This is a genomic window from Paraburkholderia sp. (assembly GCF_028283785.1).
Taxonomy (GTDB): domain Bacteria; phylum Pseudomonadota; class Gammaproteobacteria; order Burkholderiales; family Burkholderiaceae; genus Paraburkholderia.
On sequence record NZ_JAPWKB010000019.1, the window covers coordinates 639,253 to 659,312 of the forward strand.

Genomic DNA, 20,060 nt, shown 5'->3' on the forward strand with positions numbered 1-20,060 from the left:
ACGTTCACGCGGGATCGTCGATCACGCGGCGCAGGTCGTGCGCGATCGTGTCTGGCGAGTCGTGGTCGGTGGCGAGCAGGCGGGCGTGGCCTTGTGCGTCGAATACATAGACCGCCGAGCTATGCGTGACCTCGTAATCGCCACGCGCATCGCGCTTTTCCATCTGATACGCGATGCGGTAGCGCTTCGCGAGCGACTCGATCTGCGCGTCGCTGCCGGTCAGCCCCAGCGCGTGTTGCGGATCGAATGCGCCGACATAGTCGTGAAGCGCCTTCGGTGTGTCGCGGGCGGGATCGACGGTGATGAACAGGATGCGCACTTTCGACGCGTCCGGCCCGAGTTTGCCGATCACCTGCATTAGCCGTCCCATCGTTTCGGGACAGACGTCCGGGCAATGCGTGTAGCCGAAATACACCAGCGACGCGCGTCCCTTGAAGCTCGCGCCATCGACGGGCTTGCCGAGATCGTCGGTCAGCGCAAAATCGAGGTCGGGCAGATGGCCGCTGACGTCGGCGAGTTGCCAGTGTGCGTCGTGCCGCGTGCAACCGGCAAGCGTCGCGACCACGCCCAGCGTCAGCGCTGCACGAACGGCGATACGCCATGATGTGCACAGGCGAAGAAGACGGCGTAAAACGGCGTAGGTGGGGAACAAAACAGGTGTCGATTACTCGATTTAAAGACCGGCCCGGCGAAGCGCGCCCCGGCGATGCTGAACCGGTTCGACCGGTCGATGTCGTTGCGACTGTATCGCAAATCAGAGGCCGGCGTCGTAGGATAGCCCGCATTATCAGCGCACGACGCAGCGTCGTGCGTTGGACTGAAAGCCACGTGTAGCCGGATCGACGGCGTTTTGAACGGACGGGAACACGGGCGTCCGCGTCGAAGCCGATGCACGCGGCCTCGAAGCTTACTTTCTCGAAAATTTGACCGATGCGCGGTAAGATGCGCACACTTTTCCGGCTGCGAGCGGCTGAAAGGCAAGATAAACCGATGCAACCACTTCCGGCTGTTCTGTCTCCGAGCGAGACGGCTTTCTTTTTCGACTTCGACGGCACGCTCGTCGAACTCGCTCCGACGCCCGACGGCGTGCTGGTGCAACCCGAGGTCGTGCCGCTGCTGAACGAACTGCGGCGCCTGACCAATGGCGCGGTGGCGATCGTGTCGGGCCGCGGGATCGACAGCATCGATGCGTTTCTCGGCCTGCCCGAAATGCCGATCGCCGGTTTGCACGGCGCCGAGCGGCGCGACGCGAACGGCGACACGCAACGCATCGGCTTTCACGATGAGCGTCTGCTGCGCATGGAGCAGGTGCTCGCGGAGGTCGTCAACGCGAATCCCGGCATGCTGCTCGAAATCAAGGGCGCGGCGCTCGCGCTGCACTATCGCAACGCGCCGGACAAAGAGGCGCTCGCGCGCACCGCCACCGAACGCCTCGTCGCGGATTACCCGAGCGCGTACGTGTTGCAGCCGGGCAAGATGGTCTACGAAATCAAGCCGAAAGACGTCGACAAAGGCCGCGCGATGCGCGCGTTTCTCGACGAGCCGCCGTTCGCGGGCCGCAATCCCGTGTTCGCCGGCGACGATCTCACCGACGAGAAAGGCTTCGCTGTCGTCAATGAAAAAGGTGGGTTGTCGATCAAGGTCGGCGCGGGCGAGACCATCGCCACGTCGCGGATCGAATCGGTCGGCGCGCTGATCCAATGGCTCGGCGCGATCGTCGCGGCGGCGCGCGGAGCCTGATGGCCTTGTCGACTTTTTATCATCATCTTCAGCAGGAAAATCGCGCGTCATGAGCCGATTGATCATCGTATCGAACCGGGTCGCGCCGATCTCGGAAGGCGGCCCGGCCGCAGGCGGCCTCGCGGTGGGCGTGTACGACGCGCTGAAGGAAACCGGCGGTATGTGGTTCGGCTGGAGCGGCGACGTGCTCGCGTCCGGTCAGCCGCAGATCAAGGTCGAGGAACGCGGACCGGTGACGTTCGCGACCATCGGCCTGATGCGCCGCGATTACGACCAGTACTACCGGGGTTTCTCGAACGCGACGCTGTGGCCGGCATTCCACTATCGCGCGGATCTGTTGCAGTACAACCGTCACGATTTCGAAGGCTACGGACGCGTCAACGCGTGGCTCGCGCAGCAACTCGTGCCGCTGCTGCGCGACGACGACGTGATCTGGGTGCACGACTATCACCTGATTCCGTTCGCGCAGGCGTTGCGCGCGGCCGGCGTGAAAAACCGCATCGGCTTTTTCCTGCACATTCCGTTTCCGGCGTCGCAAGTGCTGCTGGCCGTGCCGCCGCATCGCGAACTGGTCGAGGCCTTGTGCTCGTTCGATCTGATCGGGTTTCAGACCGCGCCGGATTTGCGCGCGTTCTGCGATTACATCGTCAACGAGGCGAACGGCGAAGTGGATAGCGCGGCGCAGGGCGAAGGACCGTCGACCATTCGCGCGTTCGGCCGCACGTTGCGTGCGGCCGCGTATCCGATCGGCGTGTATCCGGATGAAATCGCGGAACTGGCGAAAGCCGGCGATCGCGGCAAGCCGGTTCGCACGATGAAAAAGACGCTGCACGAACGCAAGCTGGTGATGAGCGTCGACCGGCTCGATTATTCGAAGGGCCTCGTAGAACGTTTCCGTGCGTTCGAGCGGCTGCTGGACCATGTTCCCGCGCAACGCGACAAGGTATCGTTCCTTCAGATCGCGCCGCCGACGCGTGCCGATCTGAACACGTATCAGGACATCCGTTTGCAACTGGAAGGCGAGTCGGGGCGCATCAACGGCCGTTTCGCCGAACTCGACTGGACGCCGATTCTCTACATTCATCGTCAGTACGAACGCTCGGTGCTGGCCGCGCTGTTCCGGACCGCGCACGTCGGTTACGTGACGCCGTTGCGCGACGGGATGAATCTGGTCGCGAAGGAGTACGTGTCCGCGCAGGATCCGGACAATCCGGGCGTGCTGGTGTTGTCGCGCTTCGCGGGCGCTGCGCAGGAACTGGACGGCGCGCTGATCGTGAATCCGGTCGATATCGACGGAATGGCGGAGGCCCTTGCCACGGCGCTGTCGATGCCGCTCGCCGAGCGTCAGGCGCGCTATCGCGGGATGATGGCCCAACTGCGCGAGAACAACGTGTCTGTGTGGCGCGATAACTTCATGCGCGACCTGAAGGCGACACCGGTGGCGAAGAAGTCGCGTGCGACGCGCACGGTGCGGGCAGGGCGGGCGACGGCCTGAATCCTGAATCGCCGAAGCACGAAAAAAAAGCCGCTGAAAAGCGGCTTTTTTTATTGCATCACGACATTCAGACCACGTGCTGCTCGTCGATTTTCTTGCCGCCGACATGCAGCGTCTGGCCCTTGCCGTACTGCTTCGACAGCAGGTCGCGATACAGGCCCGGACGGTTGCGCAATTCTTCGGGGCTGCCGTCGTCGATCACCTTGCCCGCGCTCATCACGATGATGCGGTCGAAGTTGTTCAGCGTCGACAGACGGTGCGCGATCGCGATCACCGTGCGACCCACCATCAGACGGTCGAGCGCTTTCTGGATCGCTTCTTCCGATGCGCTGTCGAGCGCGGACGTGGCTTCGTCGAGCAGGAGAATCGGCGCGTTCTTCAGGATCGCGCGCGCGATCGCGATACGTTGACGCTGACCGCCGGAGAGCTTCACGCCGCGATCGCCGACGATCGTGTCGTAGCCTTCCGGCATCGCTTCGATAAAGTCGGAGCAGCGCGCTTCGCGAGCGGCCGCGAGCACTTCGTCGCGGCTCGCTTCCGGACGGCCGTACGCGATGTTCTCGTAGACCGAGCGATGGAACAGCGAAATATCCTGCGGGACGAGCGCAATGGCGTGCCGCAGGCTGTCTTGCGTGATCGCCGCGATATCCTGGCCATCGACCTTGATCGCGCCGCCCTGGGTCTCGTAGAAGCGCTGCAGCAGCGCCAGCACGGTGGACTTGCCCGCGCCCGATTTGCCGATCAGTCCGACGCGCTGGCCGGCTTCGATGCGCAGATCGAAATGATCGAGGATCGGCTTGCGGCGCGGATAGGCGAATGTCACGCCCTCGAACGCCACCTGGCCGCCTTGAGGCACGAGTTCGGTGGCATCGGAACGGTCCGGCATGCCGTGCGGTTCGAGCAGCGTGCGCACCGCTTCGGCGAGACGCGCGATGTGCTGCGTGACGTCGACCAGCGCGACGGCGAGATCGCGCGTGCCGTGCAGGATCGTAAAACCGAGCGAGCTGACCAGCACGATATCGCCCGATGTGGCACGGCCCTGATCCCACAGCCACAGCGCCCAACCGAGCAGACCCGCCGACAGCATCGCGGTGATCACCGCGTGCAGCAGCCGCAGCTTTTCGAGGTACAGCAGACTTTGCTGGCGCGCGTCCATTTCGGCCTTGACCGTCGCGCCGAAACGCGACTGCTCGCGCAAGGTCATGCCGAACGCGCGCACGAGGCCCATGTTGCTGATCACGTCGACCAGTTCGCCATCCACCGACGCCGCGCGGGTCGCGAAGTGGTGGTGGCGCGCGGAACCGCGTCCTGCGAGCTTGTAGAGAATCACGGACAGGATCGCCGAGCAGAGCAGCAGGCCGCCCGCCATCAGCGGATTGACCGCGACGATCATCACGATTGCGCCGGCGACGGCGATGCAAGGCGGCAAAACGTTCCACGCCGTCGTATTTTCTGCCGTATAGACCGCGTTCGACGTGGCGGTGATCCGGCTCGCGAGCATGCCCGGCTGTTTCTCCGCGTAGTACGTCGGCGAGTGGCCGCTCAGATACTGGAACAGGTCGCGGCGCAGGTCGCCCGTCACGGCGACGAAGGTGTGCGCGGCCACCCAGCCGCCGATTCGCCACAGCAGGTTGTCAGCGGCAATCAGCCCGACGAGGATCGCGAACGCGCCCCACAGCGGACCGGGATGGTGGCGGCCGGAGGCCAGCACGTCGATCAGGTGCTTGATCGCATATTGCGAGGCGAGTGCGCACCCGACAGCGGCGAACACGCTGATCAGGACGATCAGGTGCGAGACCGGATGGCGGCGGATGAAGCGGAAAAGAAACGCGAGCGGACGCTCCGCATAGCTCGCGAGCTTTGCGTTCTCGGCGTTACGCTGGGCGATAGTCAAATGTTCCAATTGATCGTGTGGTCGGTGTGTTTCGGGTTTTGCTTGCAAGAGGCGCGCCACGGCAAATGGTCGCGGGCCCGACGAATGGTTCGCATTGTAAACATGCAAAAGCCATTGCGCCGCCTTCAAACAGCATCGGGGCGCGATCAATATCGCGATGGAGATCCGTAAGCCACCTTAGCTCGACCCCGCGCCGGGCGGGTGGTTCACGTCGAATGAGGAAAAATTCGGGATATAATTACAAATTGCATTCAGCGTGGGGCGCAGCGTACCAAAGCCCACGAAGCTTGCAAGCAGTCCATTCAGTCTTACGTTAGCAAATTGCCAGCATCTGGATGGCGGCAAACCAGTTGTAAATGTAGAACTGTCTTATAGAACAAGGGTTTGCAAAGTGTATCCCGCTTGTAACAAGGTAAATACTTTGAAATGCCCGCTGTAGAGCAGCCGGCCTGGCACCCATAATGCGTGCTTGTTGGTCGTCGGATGCCTTACGAAAATTGCTGTCGGACTGTCAACGGCTGTGCGAGATGTGCGTTTAATGCCTCAGGCGCAGCCTGGTGAGAGACCCGTCTGGCCATCCTTACCAAGCGATCCATCGCAGGATTCCTCGAAGTAACCAGGGTGTTCCGGTGAAAACCGGCAAAACGGCCTCGGCGAGCAAGCGAGTCGCTTTTCACAATTGCAGTACATTTTTGCCTGATTATTTACGAGGAGTAGTCCCTATGCGAATCGCTCAAATCGCTCCCTTGCACGAGGCGGTTCCCCCCAAGCTTTACGGTGGAACGGAACGGGTGGTGTCTTACCTGACCGAAGCACTGGTCGAACAGGGCCATGATGTCACGCTGTTCGCAAGCGGCGATTCGCAGACCTCGGCAAAGCTCGAAGCGTTCTGGCCGCAGGCGCTGCGCCTCGACCCGACGATCCGCGACGTGATGGCGCCGCACATGTTGCTGCTGGAAGAAGTGCGCCGTCGCGCCGACGAATTCGACGTGCTGCATTTCCACATCGACTACTACCCGTTCTCGCTGTTCGCGCGTCAGGAAGTGCCGTTCATCACCACGCTGCACGGCCGTCTCGATCTGCCGGAACTGCAACCCATCTTCAAGACGTTTAGCGACGTGCCGGTCGTGTCCATCTCGGACAACCAGCGCATCCCGCTGCCGCAAGCCAACTTCCAGCAAACCGTTTATCACGGCCTGCCGGAAAACCTGCTGACGCCGATCCCGAACGTCGAACCGGGCTACCTCGCATTCCTCGGCCGTATTTCGCCGGAAAAGCGCCTGGACACGGCAATCCGCATCGCCCAGCAAGCCGGCATGAAGATCAAGGTTGCCGCGAAGCTCGACAAGGCCGACCGCGCGTACTACGAAGAAGTGATCAAGCCGCTGATGGCGCTGCCGCACGTCGAGTACATCGGCGAAATCAGCGAGTCGGAAAAGACCGAATTCCTGGGCAACGCGCACGCGCTGCTGTTCCCGATCGACTGGCCGGAGCCCTTCGGTCTGGTGATGATCGAAGCGATGGCCTGCGGTACGCCGGTGATCGCGTTCAATCGCGGTTCGGTGCCGGAAGTGATCGAAAACGGCGTGTCGGGCTTTGTCGTCGAAGACGAAATCAGCGCGGTCGCAGCGGTCAAGCGTCTGCACACGCTGCCGCGCGCAACGGTTCGCAAGGCGTTCGAGTCGCGTTTCTCGTCGAAGGTGATGGCGCAGAACTACGTGCACGTCTACGAAGAACTGCTGCGTCAAAAGCGCCGTACGGTGCTGCGCGAAGTCAACGCAAACTGAGTTGCGTCGGCGGCGACGGCGGCGTGAGCCACCGTCGCACCGCGTAGCCGGTTCGAACAACGCCCCGCATGCGTCGAGCATGCGGGGCGTTGTTGTATATCCGCCTACAACTGCACTGAAACCCACGGATTCGCGTGACGCGAACGGTTTTGAGGGCCAGAAACGGCGAGTCGCCCCGTAAAATCCCTATAATGGCCGTGCCGCAAAATCTGGCTGCGGCATCGTTGATGACAGGAGAGTCCTTTGCCGAGAACGAAAACCACGCGTGCGAACGCGGCGCCTGGCGCCGGAACGGTTTTCGCGCTGCGCGCCATCGGTCTCGTTCTGGCCGCGCGCTGGCTGTTTTCGATGTCGGCGATGGGCCTGATGGCGTCGCTGTCGGCGATGGCGTCGTCGCCGTGGGCCTGCATCAACCTCGTTTTCCTGTTCCTCGTGATCTTCCTGCCGGGCGCACGTGCTCGCGCGGAGCGTCCGTTTCATCCGCTGCCGCAATGGCTGCGTCAGGCGCTGCGTCTGTTTGCTCTGCTCGGTTTCGTGTTCGCGGCGTTCTCGGTCGGCGCGTTTATCTGGGCGGCGGGCGGGCGGCGCGCGCTGCACGCGATCGCGGAAACCAACGGCTGGCTGCTGGCGGCGCCTGCGTTGTACGCGGCCGTGCTGTGGATTTGCCGTCCGCGTGCGTTGTGGCGTACCAATATCGCCGCTCGGCGGTTTGCGATCGGTCGTTATGCGATCTCGCTCGACACGGCAACCCGCACGACCATCGTGTGGAAAGAAAGCCGCAAGCTCGGTCAGTACGACGCGCGTGAATTGTCGGTGCGCTGGCCCGAGGGCGTGACCGGTCCCGGCGTGGCTGGCGGACGCAACTGCGGTCACGCAGGTCGAGCCGATCGCCGACGCGCCCGGTTCCAGCGACATATCGCTCGCGCCTCCAGTGCCGCCTTCGGCGCCTGCGCCGGCCAATACGCGCACCGGCTGGCGGCGTCGTCCCAAAATCGAACTGCTGTGGGACTCGCCCGCAGCGGCGGGGCACAACCGGCAGACGGTATTTCGCGCCGCGCTGACCACCGAAGGCGACCGCGTCGCCGCGCGCGCGCTCGATACCTCGCTGCGGCAAGTCTGACGACGCCGAAGCTGGCGCATATTCTTTAGCGTATTGATCGTGGTTCGACCTGTTCGTCTTCGTCGCGGGAGTCGCTATGTTGATTCGCTGGTTGCTGGCCGCAATCCATCTGCTCGCCTTCGGTTTCGCGCTCGCGTCGATCTTGCGACGCACGTCCGCATTACGCCGATGCAACGGGCCCGTTGTGTCTCCCGAGATTCTTCGGACCGTTTTCCGCGCCGACGCCATTTGGGGATTGTCGGCGCTCGCGCTGATCGTCACGGGTTTGACGCGCGCATTCGGCGGCGTCGAGAAGGGCGCGGCTTACTATCTTCACGAACCGCTCTTCCTCGCGAAGATGGGCGCGCTGATCCTGATCCTGCTCTTCGAAATCCCGCCGATGGTCGCGTTGATCAAATGGCGGATCGAGTTGCGCAAAGGCGGCATCCCCGATTTCGGGCGCGCGATGTTTTTCGCGAATCTCGGCGTGATTCAGGCGTGGCTGCTGGTGGTGATGGTGTTTGCGGCGTCGGGAATGGCGCGCGGAATCGGATTGCCGTCGGACGCTGTGTGATGCGGAGCGGACGCGTTGCCGCGTGATTGCGCCAGACGGGCGCAGCAAAGAAAAAAGCCTCAAGTCTTGCGACTTGAGGCTTTTTAATTTCTTCGAATTCTGGTGGGTAGTACTGGGATCGAACCAGTGACCCCTGCCGTGTGAAGGCAGTGCTCTACCGCTGAGCTAACCACCCGAAGAGATTTGAGATTATGTCAGAGCTATCCGATCGCGTAAAGTACTTTTTAAACGGTTTGCGCACTTTCTACCTGTGCTGGTTCGGTGCGCCAGACGCTCGTGCCTTTGACCGCTTTGTCGAGACCATCGAGCAGGGATTCATGCGCGCCGAGTTCGTCGGCGGAGGCGGCTAGCACCGGCAGATCGAGCGACTCGAACATGACGCGCGGCGCATGCTCGCCACCGGCCGCCGACGCCTCGCCGAGCATGTCGATCACGAGGCTTTCCTGACCGCGCGTCATCGCCAGATAGACCTCGGCGAGCAACTCCGAGTCGAGCAATGCGCCGTGCAGCGTGCGATGTGCGTTGCTGATGCCGAACCGGTCGCACAACGCATCGAGCGAATTGCGCTTGCCCGGGAACATCGACTTTGCGCGGACCAATGTGTCGATCACGCCGCTGCAATGCTTGCTGAACGGCGGCAAGCCGAGCAGGCCGAATTCGGCGTCGAGAAAGCCCATGTCGAACGGCGCGTTGTGGATGATCAACTCCGCGCCGTCGATGAAGTCGCGCAGCTCCGCCGCGATCTCCCCGAACTTCGGCTTGTCGCTGAGGAATTCGGTGGTCAGGCCGTGGACGGCGAGTGCGCCCGGATCGCTGTCGCGTCCCGGATTCACGTAGAAGTGCAGGTTGTTACCGGTCAAACGCCGGTTGAGCAGTTCGACGCAGCCGATTTCGATGACGCGGTCGCCGGTGCGTGCGTTCAGGCCGGTGGTTTCGGTGTCGAGAATGATTTGACGCATAGCGGTTTAACGTGAGTTCGGGCAGGACGGAGGGGCGGAAATCGCGCGGTTCACCGGCGGCGAACCGCGCGGCATCAGAGTTCGGTGAGCGACGCGACGCCGCGATTGGCGAGCGCGTCCGCGCGTTCGTTCTCCGGATGGCCGGCGTGACCTTTCACCCAGCGCCATTCGATCTGATGCTGCTGAACGAGTTCATCCAGTTGCTTCCAGAGATCCGAATTCTTGACCGGCGTTTTCGCGGCCGTCATCCAGTTCTTTTTCTTCCAGCCGTGAATCCACTCGCTGATGCCTTTTTGCACGTATTGCGAGTCGGTGTGCACGATCACCTTGCACGGGCGCTTGAGCACCTGCAACGCGGCGATCACGCCCATCAGTTCCATCCGGTTATTGGTGGTATTGGGCTCACCGCCGAACAGTTCTTTTTCTTGCGCGCCGAAGCGCAGCAATACGCCCCAGCCGCCAGGGCCGGGATTGCCCTTGCAGGCGCCGTCGGTATAAATATCGATCAGATCGGAAGTCATTCTGTATGGTTACGTGTGTTCGGGGTGGCGGCGGGTGCGAGCCCCGCGGCGAGCACGGGTTTCTTCACCTTCAGAGGGCCGACGAGGCGCATGCCGCGCACGCGCTTGATCGCCTTCACCATGTACGTGGCGCCGAAAATCGGCCACCAGCGGTCGCCGGCGGCCTCCATGAAGTTATAGCGGGCGAACCATTGGTCGCTGGCGAGCGGCGGACGATAGCAGCCGAAACGCCCGCGTTCGAGGTCGAAACCCAGCAGCTTGATCCAGTCTTTCAGGCGCGTGAACGCGATCAGGTCGTGCGCGGCGGGAACGAACGGGCGTCCGGTCATCTTGCCGACCGATTGCCGCGCGCCCCACAGCGACAGCGAGTTGAAGCCCATGATGATCAGTTGCCCTTCGGGCATCAGCACGCGTTCGGCTTCGCGCAGCAGGCGGTGCGGGTCGCGCGTGAATTCCAGCGTATGCGGCATCACGATCAGATCGACGCTCTGCGCTTCGAACGGCAATTCGAGCAGGTCGCACCAGACTGCGCTGCGACCGCCCGGCGCGTGTTGATGCACCGACCCGCCGTTGCCCGTCAGCACGTTCGACGCCGTGCGCGGCAACTGATACGGTGCACTGGCGCCGCTCGCGGCGTCGAGCACGAGGCCGCGGCACGGCATCCGGTTTTCGCGCAGTGCGTCGAGCTGCGGCAAGCCGAGTTGCAGCGCATGATAGCCGAACACGTCGGATACCACGCGGTCCAGCTGCGCCTGCTCCCATTCGAGCACGTAGCGTCCGGGCGGCGAATCGGTCCAGGCAGGCCAGTCTATAATCGGACGGTTAGACATATTGGGAATGGGTCGCCTATGAATGCGCTCGAGTACGTTCCGGTCCCGGCGTTTGAAGACAATTACATCTGGCTCGTGTCGGACGGACATGATGCGGTGGCCGTCGATCCAGGCGAGGCCGCTCCGGTTCGCGCATATCTCGCGAAACGGGGCTGGCGGTTGAGCGCTATTTTACTCACGCACCATCATCAAGACCACGTCGGCGGGGTGGCCGATCTGCTGAATGGTCTAGGTGAAGGCGCAAAGCTGCCTGTGTACGGGCCCGCGGGCGAATCCATCGCCCATCTGACGCGCCGGTTGAAGCAGGGCGACCGCGTGACCATCGCGTCGCCGGCGCTCGAATTTTCCGTGCTCGACGTGCCCGGCCATACGAGCGGCCACATTGCCTATTTCCAGGCGGCGGATCCGGCCGGCACGCCTCACGTATTTTGCGGCGACACGCTGTTCGCCTGCGGCTGCGGCCGTCTGTTCGAAGGCACGCCCGCGCAGATGCTCGACTCGCTCGATTCACTGTCCGCGTTGCCCGGCGACACGCACGTCCACTGCGCCCACGAATACACGTTGTCGAATATCCGCTTCGCGCTCGCGTGCGAACCGGACAATGCGGCACTTCAGGCATGGCGCGACAAAGCGTCCGCGTTGCGCGAACGCGGCGTGCCGACCTTGCCCACCACGATCGCGCACGAACAGGCGGTCAATCCGTTCCTGCGCTCGGACGTGGCGGCAATCCAGGCAACGCTTTCAGCGCAATTACACGAAGCGGTGCCGGATCGGCTGGCGGCGTTTACACTGATGCGCGAGTGGAAAAACCGGTTCCGCTAGCCTGTATGAAGAAAGGGTTAAGCTCATCCTCAACGTAGCAAAGTGATGCCAAGCCTAAGATTTAGCTGGCTTTTTCGAATTATTCCGATTGACGGAAACGTTTCGCTTTCGTACTATCGGCTGCAAATTCCAGCCCCTATGGAAGCCGAGACGTTCATGAGATTTATCTTTAGTGCGTTGCTGGTCCTCACGCTCGCCGCTTGCGCGAGCCAGGGACCGACGACGAATAGCTCTACCACCGCCACCAATCCCGCCAGTCAGCAAGCCGTCGCTGACGCCCTCCGCAAGACAGCCAGCGCCAAAGAGACGATCAACGTCGATCAAAGCTCGGTCGATCAGTTGACCAGCCCCGATGCCGATCTTTGGGGCCGCATCCGTCGCGGTTTCCAGATGCCCGATCTGCAAAGCGACCTCGTCGATATGCAGGTCAACTGGTACACGCAGCGTCCCGATTACGTGCAGCGTATGACGGAGCGTTCGCAAAAATATCTGTACCACATCGTCGAAGAACTCGAAGCGCGTCATATGCCGACCGAACTGGCCTTGCTGCCGTTCATCGAGTCCGCGTATAGCCCGCAGGCGTTGTCGGTCGCGAAAGCGGCGGGTATGTGGCAGTTCATGCCGGGTACCGGTCGCACGTACAACCTGAAGCAGAACATGTGGCAGGACGAACGCCGCGACGTGCTGGCCTCGACCAGTGCCGCGCTGGATTATCTGTCGCGTCTGCATGACATGTTCGGCGACTGGCAACTCGCGCTGGCCGCGTACAACTGGGGCGAGGGCAACGTGCAGCGCGCGATCGCGCGCAACGAAGCCGCCGGTCTGCCGACCGACTACCAAAGTCTGCGGATGCCCAACGAGACGCGTAACTATGTGCCGAAGTTGCAGGCCGTGAAGAACATCATCTCGAATCCGCAGATGTACGGGCTGACGCTACCGTCGATTCCGAATCACCCGTATTTCGTGACGGTCACCACGTCGCACGATATCGACGTCGATATGGCCGCCAAGCTGGCCAATATGTCGTCGGACGAGTTCCGTTCGCTGAATCCGTCGTTCAAGAAGCCGGTGATTCTCGGCGCGACGCAGCCGCAAATCCTGCTGCCGTTCGACAACGCCAGCGCGTTCGAACGCAATCTGAAGACGTTCAGCGGCTCGCTGTCGTCGTGGACGACTTACACGGTGACCGAGCGCGCGGCGCCCGCTGCGATTGCGCAAAAAATCGGCGTCGATGCCGACACGCTGATGGCGGTCAACAAGATTCCGGTCGGTATGCGTCTGAAGCCGGGCTCGACGATCGTCGTGCCGCGCGGCGACGACGATGACGAAGACATCAGCGCCGATGTCGCCGAAAGCGCCGTGCTCGCGATGGAGCCGGACGTTCCGGATACCCGCAAAATGCTGATTCGCGTGCGCCGCAAGCAGCCGATTGCCTCACTCGCGGTGCGTTACGGCGTGTCGGTCGGTCAGTTGAAGGCGTGGAATCGCACCCGTCGCGATCTGGTGTCGCCGGGTCAGGTGATCGTGCTGCACGTGCCGGTGGGCAAGGCGTTGCCGAGCGAGCCCGGTCCCGAGCGGATCGCGACCGCGGCCCAGCCGGGCGGCGTCGAAAAGATCAGCACCCGCGTCGCAGACACAAAGAATGTTTCGAGATACGATAGAAAAGTCGGACATAGCCGGGGCGGAGTAGTCAAGGTTTCGGATCCGGTCTCAAAGCCTGCGAAATCGACTGTGAGTGCCGCTTCCAGGGGCAAATCGTCGAAAGCGGCTTCCTCGCAAACGTCCAGCAAGGCGTCGAAGGCTCCGGTAGCAAGCCGCCCAAAGACCGTGGCCCACGCGCAGAAGCGCAACTAGACCAAAGCGGCTGACACGGGAGTGGCCACATGCGTTGCGGGGGCATCGCATGAATTGCGCTCCGACCACTCCTCGTAATTTTCGGCGCCGTCACCTGTGGTGACGGCGTTTTTCATTTCAGCGCGCGATTTTCGGCGCGGATGACCGGATCGCGTCGACGGAAACTCCAGCGATTTTCCGCACTTTGCTTTATCTTTCCTGATCCCGCCCGCTCGGCTATTCCAATCATTCTCATGTCGACGACCCAGTTCCGTGTCTTTCTGCTTTTCTCCGCAGGCTATTTCGTTTCCTACGTCTTTCGCGGCGTCAATCTCGGTTTTGCGCCGCTGATTACCCACGATCTCGGCTTGTCGGCGGCCGATCTCGGTCTGCTGACGAGCCTCTATTTCCTCGGTTTCGCCGGCGCGCAATTGCCGGCCGGCGTATTGCTCGACCATTTCGGCGCGCGCCGCGTCGCGGCCGGGATGCTGCTGTTCGCGGCGCTCGGCGCGTGGGTGTTCGGTGCCGCGCACGGGATCGGCGTGATGATGTTCGGGCGGCTGTTGATCGGTGTGGGCGTGTCCGTGTGCCTCGGCGCGGCGTTCAAGGCGCTCGCGCAGCATTTCGAGCCGGCGCGGCTGCCGCTGATGAACGGCCTGACGATGGCGGTCGGCGGGATGGGCGGGGTGATGGTCGGTACGCCGCTTACGTGGATCCTCACTTTCACCGGATGGCGCGCCGTGTGCGGCGGTCTGGGCGTGATGACCGTGATCGTCGCGATTGCGCTGTGGGTGGGCGCGCCGAAGACGCGCGAGCCGAATCACGGCGCGACGCTCGTCGCGCAATTCAAAGGCACGTGGCAGATTCTGCAAAGTCCGGCGTTCTGGAAGATCGCGTCGTTTTCGGTGCTGACGCAGGGCGTGTTTTACGCGATGCAGTCGCTGTGGGTCGGCGCGTGGCTGCGCGATGTCGCCGGTTTGGCGCCGCGCGAGGCGGCGTCGCTGGTGTCGGTGCTCGGTTTCGCGATGATGGCCGGCTGCGTCGGCTTCGGTGCGGCGGCGCGCAGCCTGGAGCGGCGCGGCGTGTCGCTGTATGCGTTTTGCGGAATCGGCATGGCGCTGTTCGTCATCACGCAGTTGCTGATCGTGCTGCGCGCGCCGTTGCCGCCCGCGCTGTTGTGGGCCGCTTACGGCGCGTTCGGCGGCACCGGCATTTTGAGTTACGCGATCGTGCCGCGTTACTTTCCGGCGCAACTGATCGGCCGTGCGAACACGACCTTGAACCTGATCATTTTTCTGCTGATTTTTGCGTTTCAAATCGGCGTTGGCGCTGTTTTGTCGCACTGGCCCGCGATCGACGGTCATTACCCGGTGTCCGCACATCTGACCGCGTGGATCGTGCTGATCGTGCTGCAAGTGGGCGGCGCGGTCTGGTACGTATTGCCAAGCCGGGTGCTGCATCAGGCCACGCCGATGCAGGCTGGATCGTCACGAGGCTGATGCGTGTCCGATACGGCGACGGGCGGGTCGGTCGCCGTATCTCGAAACTGTCCAGATCATTGCTGTATGTCGGGCGCAGCGCCAAGCCCAGCTTGGCTTCGCGCTGTTCCGTCCGCCGCGCGACAGCTCGATTTCCCATCTCGGATTTGAAGGGAAGGGTGGTTTCGAGCTATAATTTCAAGGTTTGAGCTTATCAACCCGCACCCCTAGCGCCTACCTCTCTCACACCGTTCATCCGCCGCGCGCCGCGAACGCACCGCACCCAGCCGATTCCGTCCCGCCCACGAAGTGGACCGATTCGCGCACCTGCGACGTTTCTCAGCGGTACGCGCGAGCGAGCCTGCGCGCGCATCATCCGATGCGCCTCGCCGCGGCCCGCACGGTCGGATAGACAGGTCGGCAACAGGGTGTTCCCCAAGGAGTCTCCCGTGTTGCCGTCTTTTTCTCCCGCTCTGCTCGCGCTCGCCGACGGCACGGTCTTTCGTGGTTACTCGATCGGCGCCGCCGGTCATACGATTGGCGAAGTCGTGTTCAACACGGCTATTACCGGCTATCAGGAAATCCTGACTGACCCGAGCTATTCGCGCCAGATCGTCACCCTCACGTATCCGCATATCGGCAACGTCGGCGTCAATGCCGAAGATGTCGAAGCCACGAAAGTCCATGCCGCCGGTCTTATCATTCGCGACCTGCCGGTCCTCGCGTCGAACTTCCGCATGGAGCGCACGCTGACGCAGTACTTGCAGGACGAAGGCGTCGTTGCGATCGCCGGAATCGACACCCGCATGCTGACGCGCATTTTGCGCGACAAGGGTGCGCAAAACGGCGCCATTCTCGCCGGCTCGGATGACGAAGCGAAGGCAATCGAACTCGCGCGTTCGTTCCCCGGTCTCGCCGGTATGGATCTCGCCAAGGTCGTGTCGACGAAAGAAGCCTACGACTGGAAGCAGACCGAATGGCGTCTCGGCTCGGGCTACGGCACGCAAGATGCGCCGAAGTACCGTGTCGTCGCGTTCGATTACGGCGTCAAGTACAACATCCTGCGCATGCTGGCCGAACGCGGCTGCGAAGTGACCGTGCTGCCGGCGCAAGCCACTGCGGCCGACGCGCTCGCGCTCAATCCGGACGGCGTGTTCCTGTCGAACGGCCCCGGCGACCCGGAACCGTGCGACTACGCGATCGCGGCGACGAAGGAATTCATCGAACGCGGCATTCCGACGTTCGGTATCTGCCTCGGTCACCAGATCATGGGTCTCGCCGTCGGCGCCAAGACCATGAAGATGAAGACCGGTCACCACGGTGCAAACCATCCGGTGAAAGACCTGGAAGACGGTCGTGTCGTGATCACGTCGCAGAACCACGGCTTTGCGGTGGACGCATCGACGTTGCCGGCCAACGCCAAGGTCACGCACGTGTCGCTGTTCGACGGCACGCTGCAAGGCTTCGCGCTGACCGACAAGCCCGCGTTCTGCTTCCAGGGTCACCCGGAAGCGTCGCCGGGTCCGAACGACGTCGCCTATCTGTTCGACCGCTTCACCGCGTTGATGGACCAGAAGAAAGGCAACACGACCGCAGCAGCCTGATCGGCTGACGCGTGATGCGAAGCGCAGCGCCTGACGCGCGATTCGCATCACGCCGCCGCCCCGCATCACGATCACGGGCGGCAAAAACAGAGCGCGCGCACCGCCGTACCGACGCGCGCCAACGGTAAGAACACAGGAATACATTAGCGAGAGCGTTATGCCCAAGCGGACAGACATCAAGAGCATCCTCATCATCGGCGCGGGTCCGATCATCATCGGCCAGGCGTGCGAGTTCGATTACTCGGGCGCGCAGGCATGCAAGGCGCTGCGTGAGGAAGGCTACAAGGTCATCCTCGTCAACAGCAATCCGGCGACGATCATGACCGACCCGAACACGGCCGACGTGACCTACATCGAGCCGATCACGTGGGAAGTGGTCGAACGCATCATCGCCAAGGAGCGCCCGGACGCGATCCTGCCGACGATGGGCGGCCAGACCGCACTGAACTGCGCGCTCGACCTCCACGCGCACGGCGTGCTGGAAAAGTACAAGGTCGAACTGATCGGCGCATCGCCGGAAGCGATCGACAAGGCGGAAGACCGTCAGAAGTTCAAGGATGCAATGACGAAGATTGGCCTCGGTTCGGCCAAGTCGGGCGTCGCGCATTCGATGGAAGAAGCGCTTGCCGTGCAGGCGGAAATTTCCACGCTCACCGGCAACGGCGGCTACCCGGTCGTGATTCGCCCGTCGTTCACGCTCGGCGGTTCGGGCGGCGGCATCGCGTACAACCGCGAAGAATTCGAGGAGATCTGCAAGCGCGGTCTGGATCTGTCGCCGACCCGCGAACTGCTGATCGAAGAATCGCTGCTGGGCTGGAAAGAGTACGAGATGGAAGTGGTCCGCGACAAAAAGGACAACTGCATCATCGTGTGCTCGATCGAAAACCTGGACCCGATGGGCATCCACACCGGCGACTCGATCACCGTCGCACCCGCTCAGACGCTGACGGACAAGGAATATCAGATCCTGCGTAACGCGTCGCTCGCCGTGCTGCGCGAAATCGGCGTGGACACGGGCGGCTCGAACGTCCAGTTCTCGATCAACCCGGTCGATGGCCGGATGATCGTGATCGAAATGAATCCGCGCGTGTCGCGTTCGTCGGCATTGGCGTCGAAGGCAACCGGTTTCCCGATCGCGAAGGTCGCGGCGAAGCTGGCAGTCGGCTACACGCTGGACGAACTGAAGAACGAAATCACCGGCGGCCAGACCCCGGCGTCGTTCGAACCGACCATCGACTACGTCGTCACCAAGATCCCGCGTTTCGCGTTCGAAAAATTCCGCGAAGCCGATTCGCGCCTGACCACGCAGATGAAGTCGGTCGGCGAAGTGATGGCGATCGGTCGCACTTTCCAGGAATCGTTCCAGAAAGCGCTGCGCGGTCTGGAAGTCGGCGTGGACGGTCTGGACGAAAAGACCACCAGCCGCGACGAAATCATCCGCGAGATCGGCGAAGCCGGTCCGGATCGCATCTGGTACGTCGGCGACGCATTCCGCGTGGGCATGACGCAGCAGGAAATCTTCGAAGAAACCGCGATCGACCCGTGGTTCCTCGCGCAGATCGAACAGATCGTGCTGAAGGAAAAGGCGCTCGACGGCCGTACGCTGGCGAGCCTGTCGAAGGAAGAGCTGAAGTACCTGAAGCAAAGCGGTTTCTCGGACCGTCGCCTCGCGAAGCTGCTCGGCGCGAAGCCGGCGGACGTGCGTGCGCGTCGTATCGAACTGAACGTGCGTCCGGTCTACAAGCGCGTCGACACCTGCGCCGCCGAATTCGCGACCAAGACTGCGTACATGTACTCGACCTACGAGGAAGAGTGCGAAGCGAACCCGACGAACAACAAGAAGATCATGGTGCTGGGCGGCGGCCCGAACCGGATCGGCCAGGGCATCGAGTTCGACTACTGCTGCGTTCACGCCGCGCTCGCGATGCGCGAAGACGGCTACGAAACGATCATGGTCAACTGCAACCCTGAAACCGTCTCGACCGACTACGACACGTCGGATCGCCTGTACTTCGAATCGCTGACGCTCGAAGACGTGCTCGAAATCGTCGACAAGGAAAAGCCGGTCGGCGTGATCGTGCAATACGGCGGCCAGACGCCGCTGAAGCTTGCGCTCGATCTCGAAGCCAACGGTGTGCCGATCGTCGGTACGTCGCCGGACATGATCGACGCCGCCGAAGACCGCGAGCGTTTCCAGAAGCTGCTGCAAGACCTGAATCTGCGTCAACCGCCGAACCGCACCGCACGTGCCGAAGAGGAAGCGCTGAAGCTCGCCGACGAAATCGGTTATCCGCTCGTCGTGCGTCCGTCGTACGTGCTCGGCGGCCGCGCGATGGAAATCGTCCACGAACCGCGCGACCTCGAACGCTATATGCGCGAAGCCGTGAAGGTGTCGAACGATTCGCCGGTGCTGCTCGACCGCTTCCTGAACGACGCGATCGAATGCGACGTCGATTGCATCTCCGATGGCGAAGCCGTGTTTATCGGCGGCGTGATGGAACACATCGAACAGGCGGGCGTTCACTCGGGCGACTCGGCGTGCTCGTTGCCGCCGTATTCGCTGTCGCAGGAAACCATCGCCGAACTGAAGCGTCAGACCGGCGCAATGGCGAAGGCGTTGAACGTGATCGGCCTGATGAACGTGCAGTTCGCGATCCAGCAGGTGCCGCAGGCGGACGGTTCGAAAGAAGACATCATCTACGTGCTGGAAGTGAATCCGCGCGCATCGCGTACGGTGCCGTACGTGTCGAAGGCGACCAGCCTGCCGCTCGCGAAAATCGCGGCGCGCGCGATGGTCGGCCAGAAGCTCGCCGATCAAGGCGTCACGAAGGAAGTGAATCCGCCGTACTTCAGCGTCAAGGAAGCGGTATTCCCGTTCGTGAAGTTCCCGGCGGTCGATCCGGTGCTCGGACCCGAAATGCGTTCGACCGGGGAAGTGATGGGCGTGGGTCAGACGTTCGGCGAAGCGCTGTTCAAGTCGCAGCTCGCGGCGGGTTCGCGTTTGCCGGAATCCGGCACGGTGCTGTTGACCGTGATGGACGCCGACAAGCCGAAGGCAGTCGAAGTTGCGCGCATGCTGCACGAACTCGGCTACCCGATCGTCGCGACCAAGGGTACGGCTGCCGCGATCGAAGCGGCCGGCGTGCCGGTCAAGGTCGTCAACAAGGTGAAGGACGGCCGTCCGCACATCGTCGACATGATCAAGAACGGCGAGATTGCACTGGTCTTCACGACGGTCGATGAAACGCGCGCGGCCATCGCCGATTCGCGTTCGATCCGGATGAGCGCACAGGCAAACAAGGTCACGTACTACACGACGATGTCGGGTGCGCGTGCCGCCGTTGAAGGCTTGCGCTATCTGAAAGACCTCGAAGTCTATGATTTACAAGGCCTGCACGCTCGCCTAAACTAAGGCTTCAGATAT

14 protein-coding genes, 1 tRNA gene and 1 pseudogene are annotated in these 20,060 nt (G+C 62.5%); 10 read left to right on the top strand and 6 right to left on the bottom strand.

From position 1 onward, the window contains the following. Positions 1-4: 4 nt before the first annotated feature. Complete coding sequence (locus tag PW947_RS25210; RefSeq protein ID WP_299636009.1) at positions 5-571, bottom strand: SCO family protein; 567 nt, start codon at positions 569-571, stop codon at positions 5-7. 419 nt (positions 572-990) lie between these two features. Here PW947_RS25210 and otsB point away from each other — a divergent pair, with 419 nt between their 5' ends. Continuing rightward, complete coding sequence (otsB, locus tag PW947_RS25215; RefSeq protein WP_299635107.1) at positions 991-1,740, top strand: trehalose-phosphatase; 750 nt, start codon at positions 991-993, stop codon at positions 1,738-1,740. 49 nt (positions 1,741-1,789) lie between these two features. After that, positions 1,790-3,235 carry an alpha,alpha-trehalose-phosphate synthase (UDP-forming) gene (gene otsA / locus PW947_RS25220; RefSeq protein ID WP_299635108.1) on the top strand — a complete coding sequence of 482 codons (1,446 nt, stop codon included), beginning with the start codon at positions 1,790-1,792 and terminating at the stop codon, positions 3,233-3,235. A gap of 67 nt (positions 3,236-3,302) precedes the next feature. Here the strand turns inward: otsA and PW947_RS25225 are convergent, their stop codons facing one another. After that, positions 3,303-5,138, bottom strand: coding sequence for an ABC transporter ATP-binding protein (locus tag PW947_RS25225; protein ID WP_299635109.1), 1,836 nt, complete (start codon positions 5,136-5,138; stop codon positions 3,303-3,305). A gap of 713 nt (positions 5,139-5,851) precedes the next feature. Between PW947_RS25225 and PW947_RS25230 the strand changes: the two genes are divergently transcribed. The 3 genes and pseudogenes from PW947_RS25230 to PW947_RS25240 all read left to right on the top strand — a co-directional run bounded on the left by PW947_RS25230 (position 5,852) and on the right by PW947_RS25240 (position 8,589). After that, on the top strand, positions 5,852-6,916 hold the full coding sequence (locus PW947_RS25230; RefSeq protein ID WP_299635110.1) for a glycosyltransferase family 4 protein: 1,065 nt from the start codon (positions 5,852-5,854) through the stop codon (positions 6,914-6,916). A gap of 243 nt (positions 6,917-7,159) precedes the next feature. Next, positions 7,160-8,036: pseudogene (locus tag PW947_RS25235) on the top strand (hypothetical protein). 76 nt (positions 8,037-8,112) lie between these two features. After that, positions 8,113-8,589, top strand: a complete 477-nt coding sequence (locus tag PW947_RS25240) for a DUF2214 family protein (protein ID WP_299635111.1) — start codon at positions 8,113-8,115, stop codon at positions 8,587-8,589. Positions 8,590-8,689: 100 nt separating this feature from the next. Here the strand turns inward: PW947_RS25240 and PW947_RS25245 are convergent. From PW947_RS25245 to PW947_RS25260, 4 genes are all read right to left on the bottom strand, one after another. Next, positions 8,690-8,764, bottom strand: a tRNA-Val gene (locus tag PW947_RS25245). 49 nt (positions 8,765-8,813) lie between these two features. Then, positions 8,814-9,548, bottom strand: a complete 735-nt coding sequence (gene dnaQ / locus PW947_RS25250) for a DNA polymerase III subunit epsilon (RefSeq protein ID WP_299635112.1) — start codon at positions 9,546-9,548, stop codon at positions 8,814-8,816. A 74-nt stretch (positions 9,549-9,622) separates the two neighbouring features. Beyond that, complete coding sequence (gene rnhA, locus PW947_RS25255) at positions 9,623-10,069, bottom strand: ribonuclease HI (RefSeq protein WP_299635113.1); 447 nt, start codon at positions 10,067-10,069, stop codon at positions 9,623-9,625. Continuing rightward, the gene (locus PW947_RS25260; protein WP_299635114.1) at positions 10,066-10,899 is read right to left on the bottom strand and encodes a class I SAM-dependent methyltransferase; all 834 of its coding nucleotides are present in this window, start codon (positions 10,897-10,899) and stop codon (positions 10,066-10,068) included. Before PW947_RS25260 ends, rnhA begins: the two co-directional genes overlap by 4 nt. An 18-nt stretch (positions 10,900-10,917) precedes the next feature. On the opposite strand from PW947_RS25260, the gene gloB reads away from it, so the two are divergent. The 5 genes from gloB to carB all read left to right on the top strand — a co-directional run bounded on the left by gloB (position 10,918) and on the right by carB (position 20,048). Continuing rightward, the gene (gloB, locus tag PW947_RS25265) at positions 10,918-11,721 is read left to right on the top strand and encodes a hydroxyacylglutathione hydrolase (RefSeq protein ID WP_299635115.1); all 804 of its coding nucleotides are present in this window, start codon (positions 10,918-10,920) and stop codon (positions 11,719-11,721) included. Between the two features lie 156 nt (positions 11,722-11,877). Beyond that, positions 11,878-13,575 carry a transglycosylase SLT domain-containing protein gene (locus PW947_RS25270; RefSeq protein ID WP_299635116.1) on the top strand — a complete coding sequence of 566 codons (1,698 nt, stop codon included), beginning with the start codon at positions 11,878-11,880 and terminating at the stop codon, positions 13,573-13,575. Between the two features lie 233 nt (positions 13,576-13,808). Then, the gene (locus PW947_RS25275; RefSeq protein WP_299635117.1) at positions 13,809-15,053 is read left to right on the top strand and encodes an MFS transporter; all 1,245 of its coding nucleotides are present in this window, start codon (positions 13,809-13,811) and stop codon (positions 15,051-15,053) included. A gap of 428 nt (positions 15,054-15,481) precedes the next feature. Beyond that, positions 15,482-16,636 carry a glutamine-hydrolyzing carbamoyl-phosphate synthase small subunit gene (gene carA, locus PW947_RS25280; RefSeq protein WP_299635118.1) on the top strand — a complete coding sequence of 385 codons (1,155 nt, stop codon included), beginning with the start codon at positions 15,482-15,484 and terminating at the stop codon, positions 16,634-16,636. A 157-nt stretch (positions 16,637-16,793) separates the two neighbouring features. After that, positions 16,794-20,048, top strand: coding sequence for a carbamoyl-phosphate synthase large subunit (gene carB, locus PW947_RS25285; protein WP_299635119.1), 3,255 nt, complete (start codon positions 16,794-16,796; stop codon positions 20,046-20,048). Positions 20,049-20,060 lie beyond the last annotated feature (12 nt).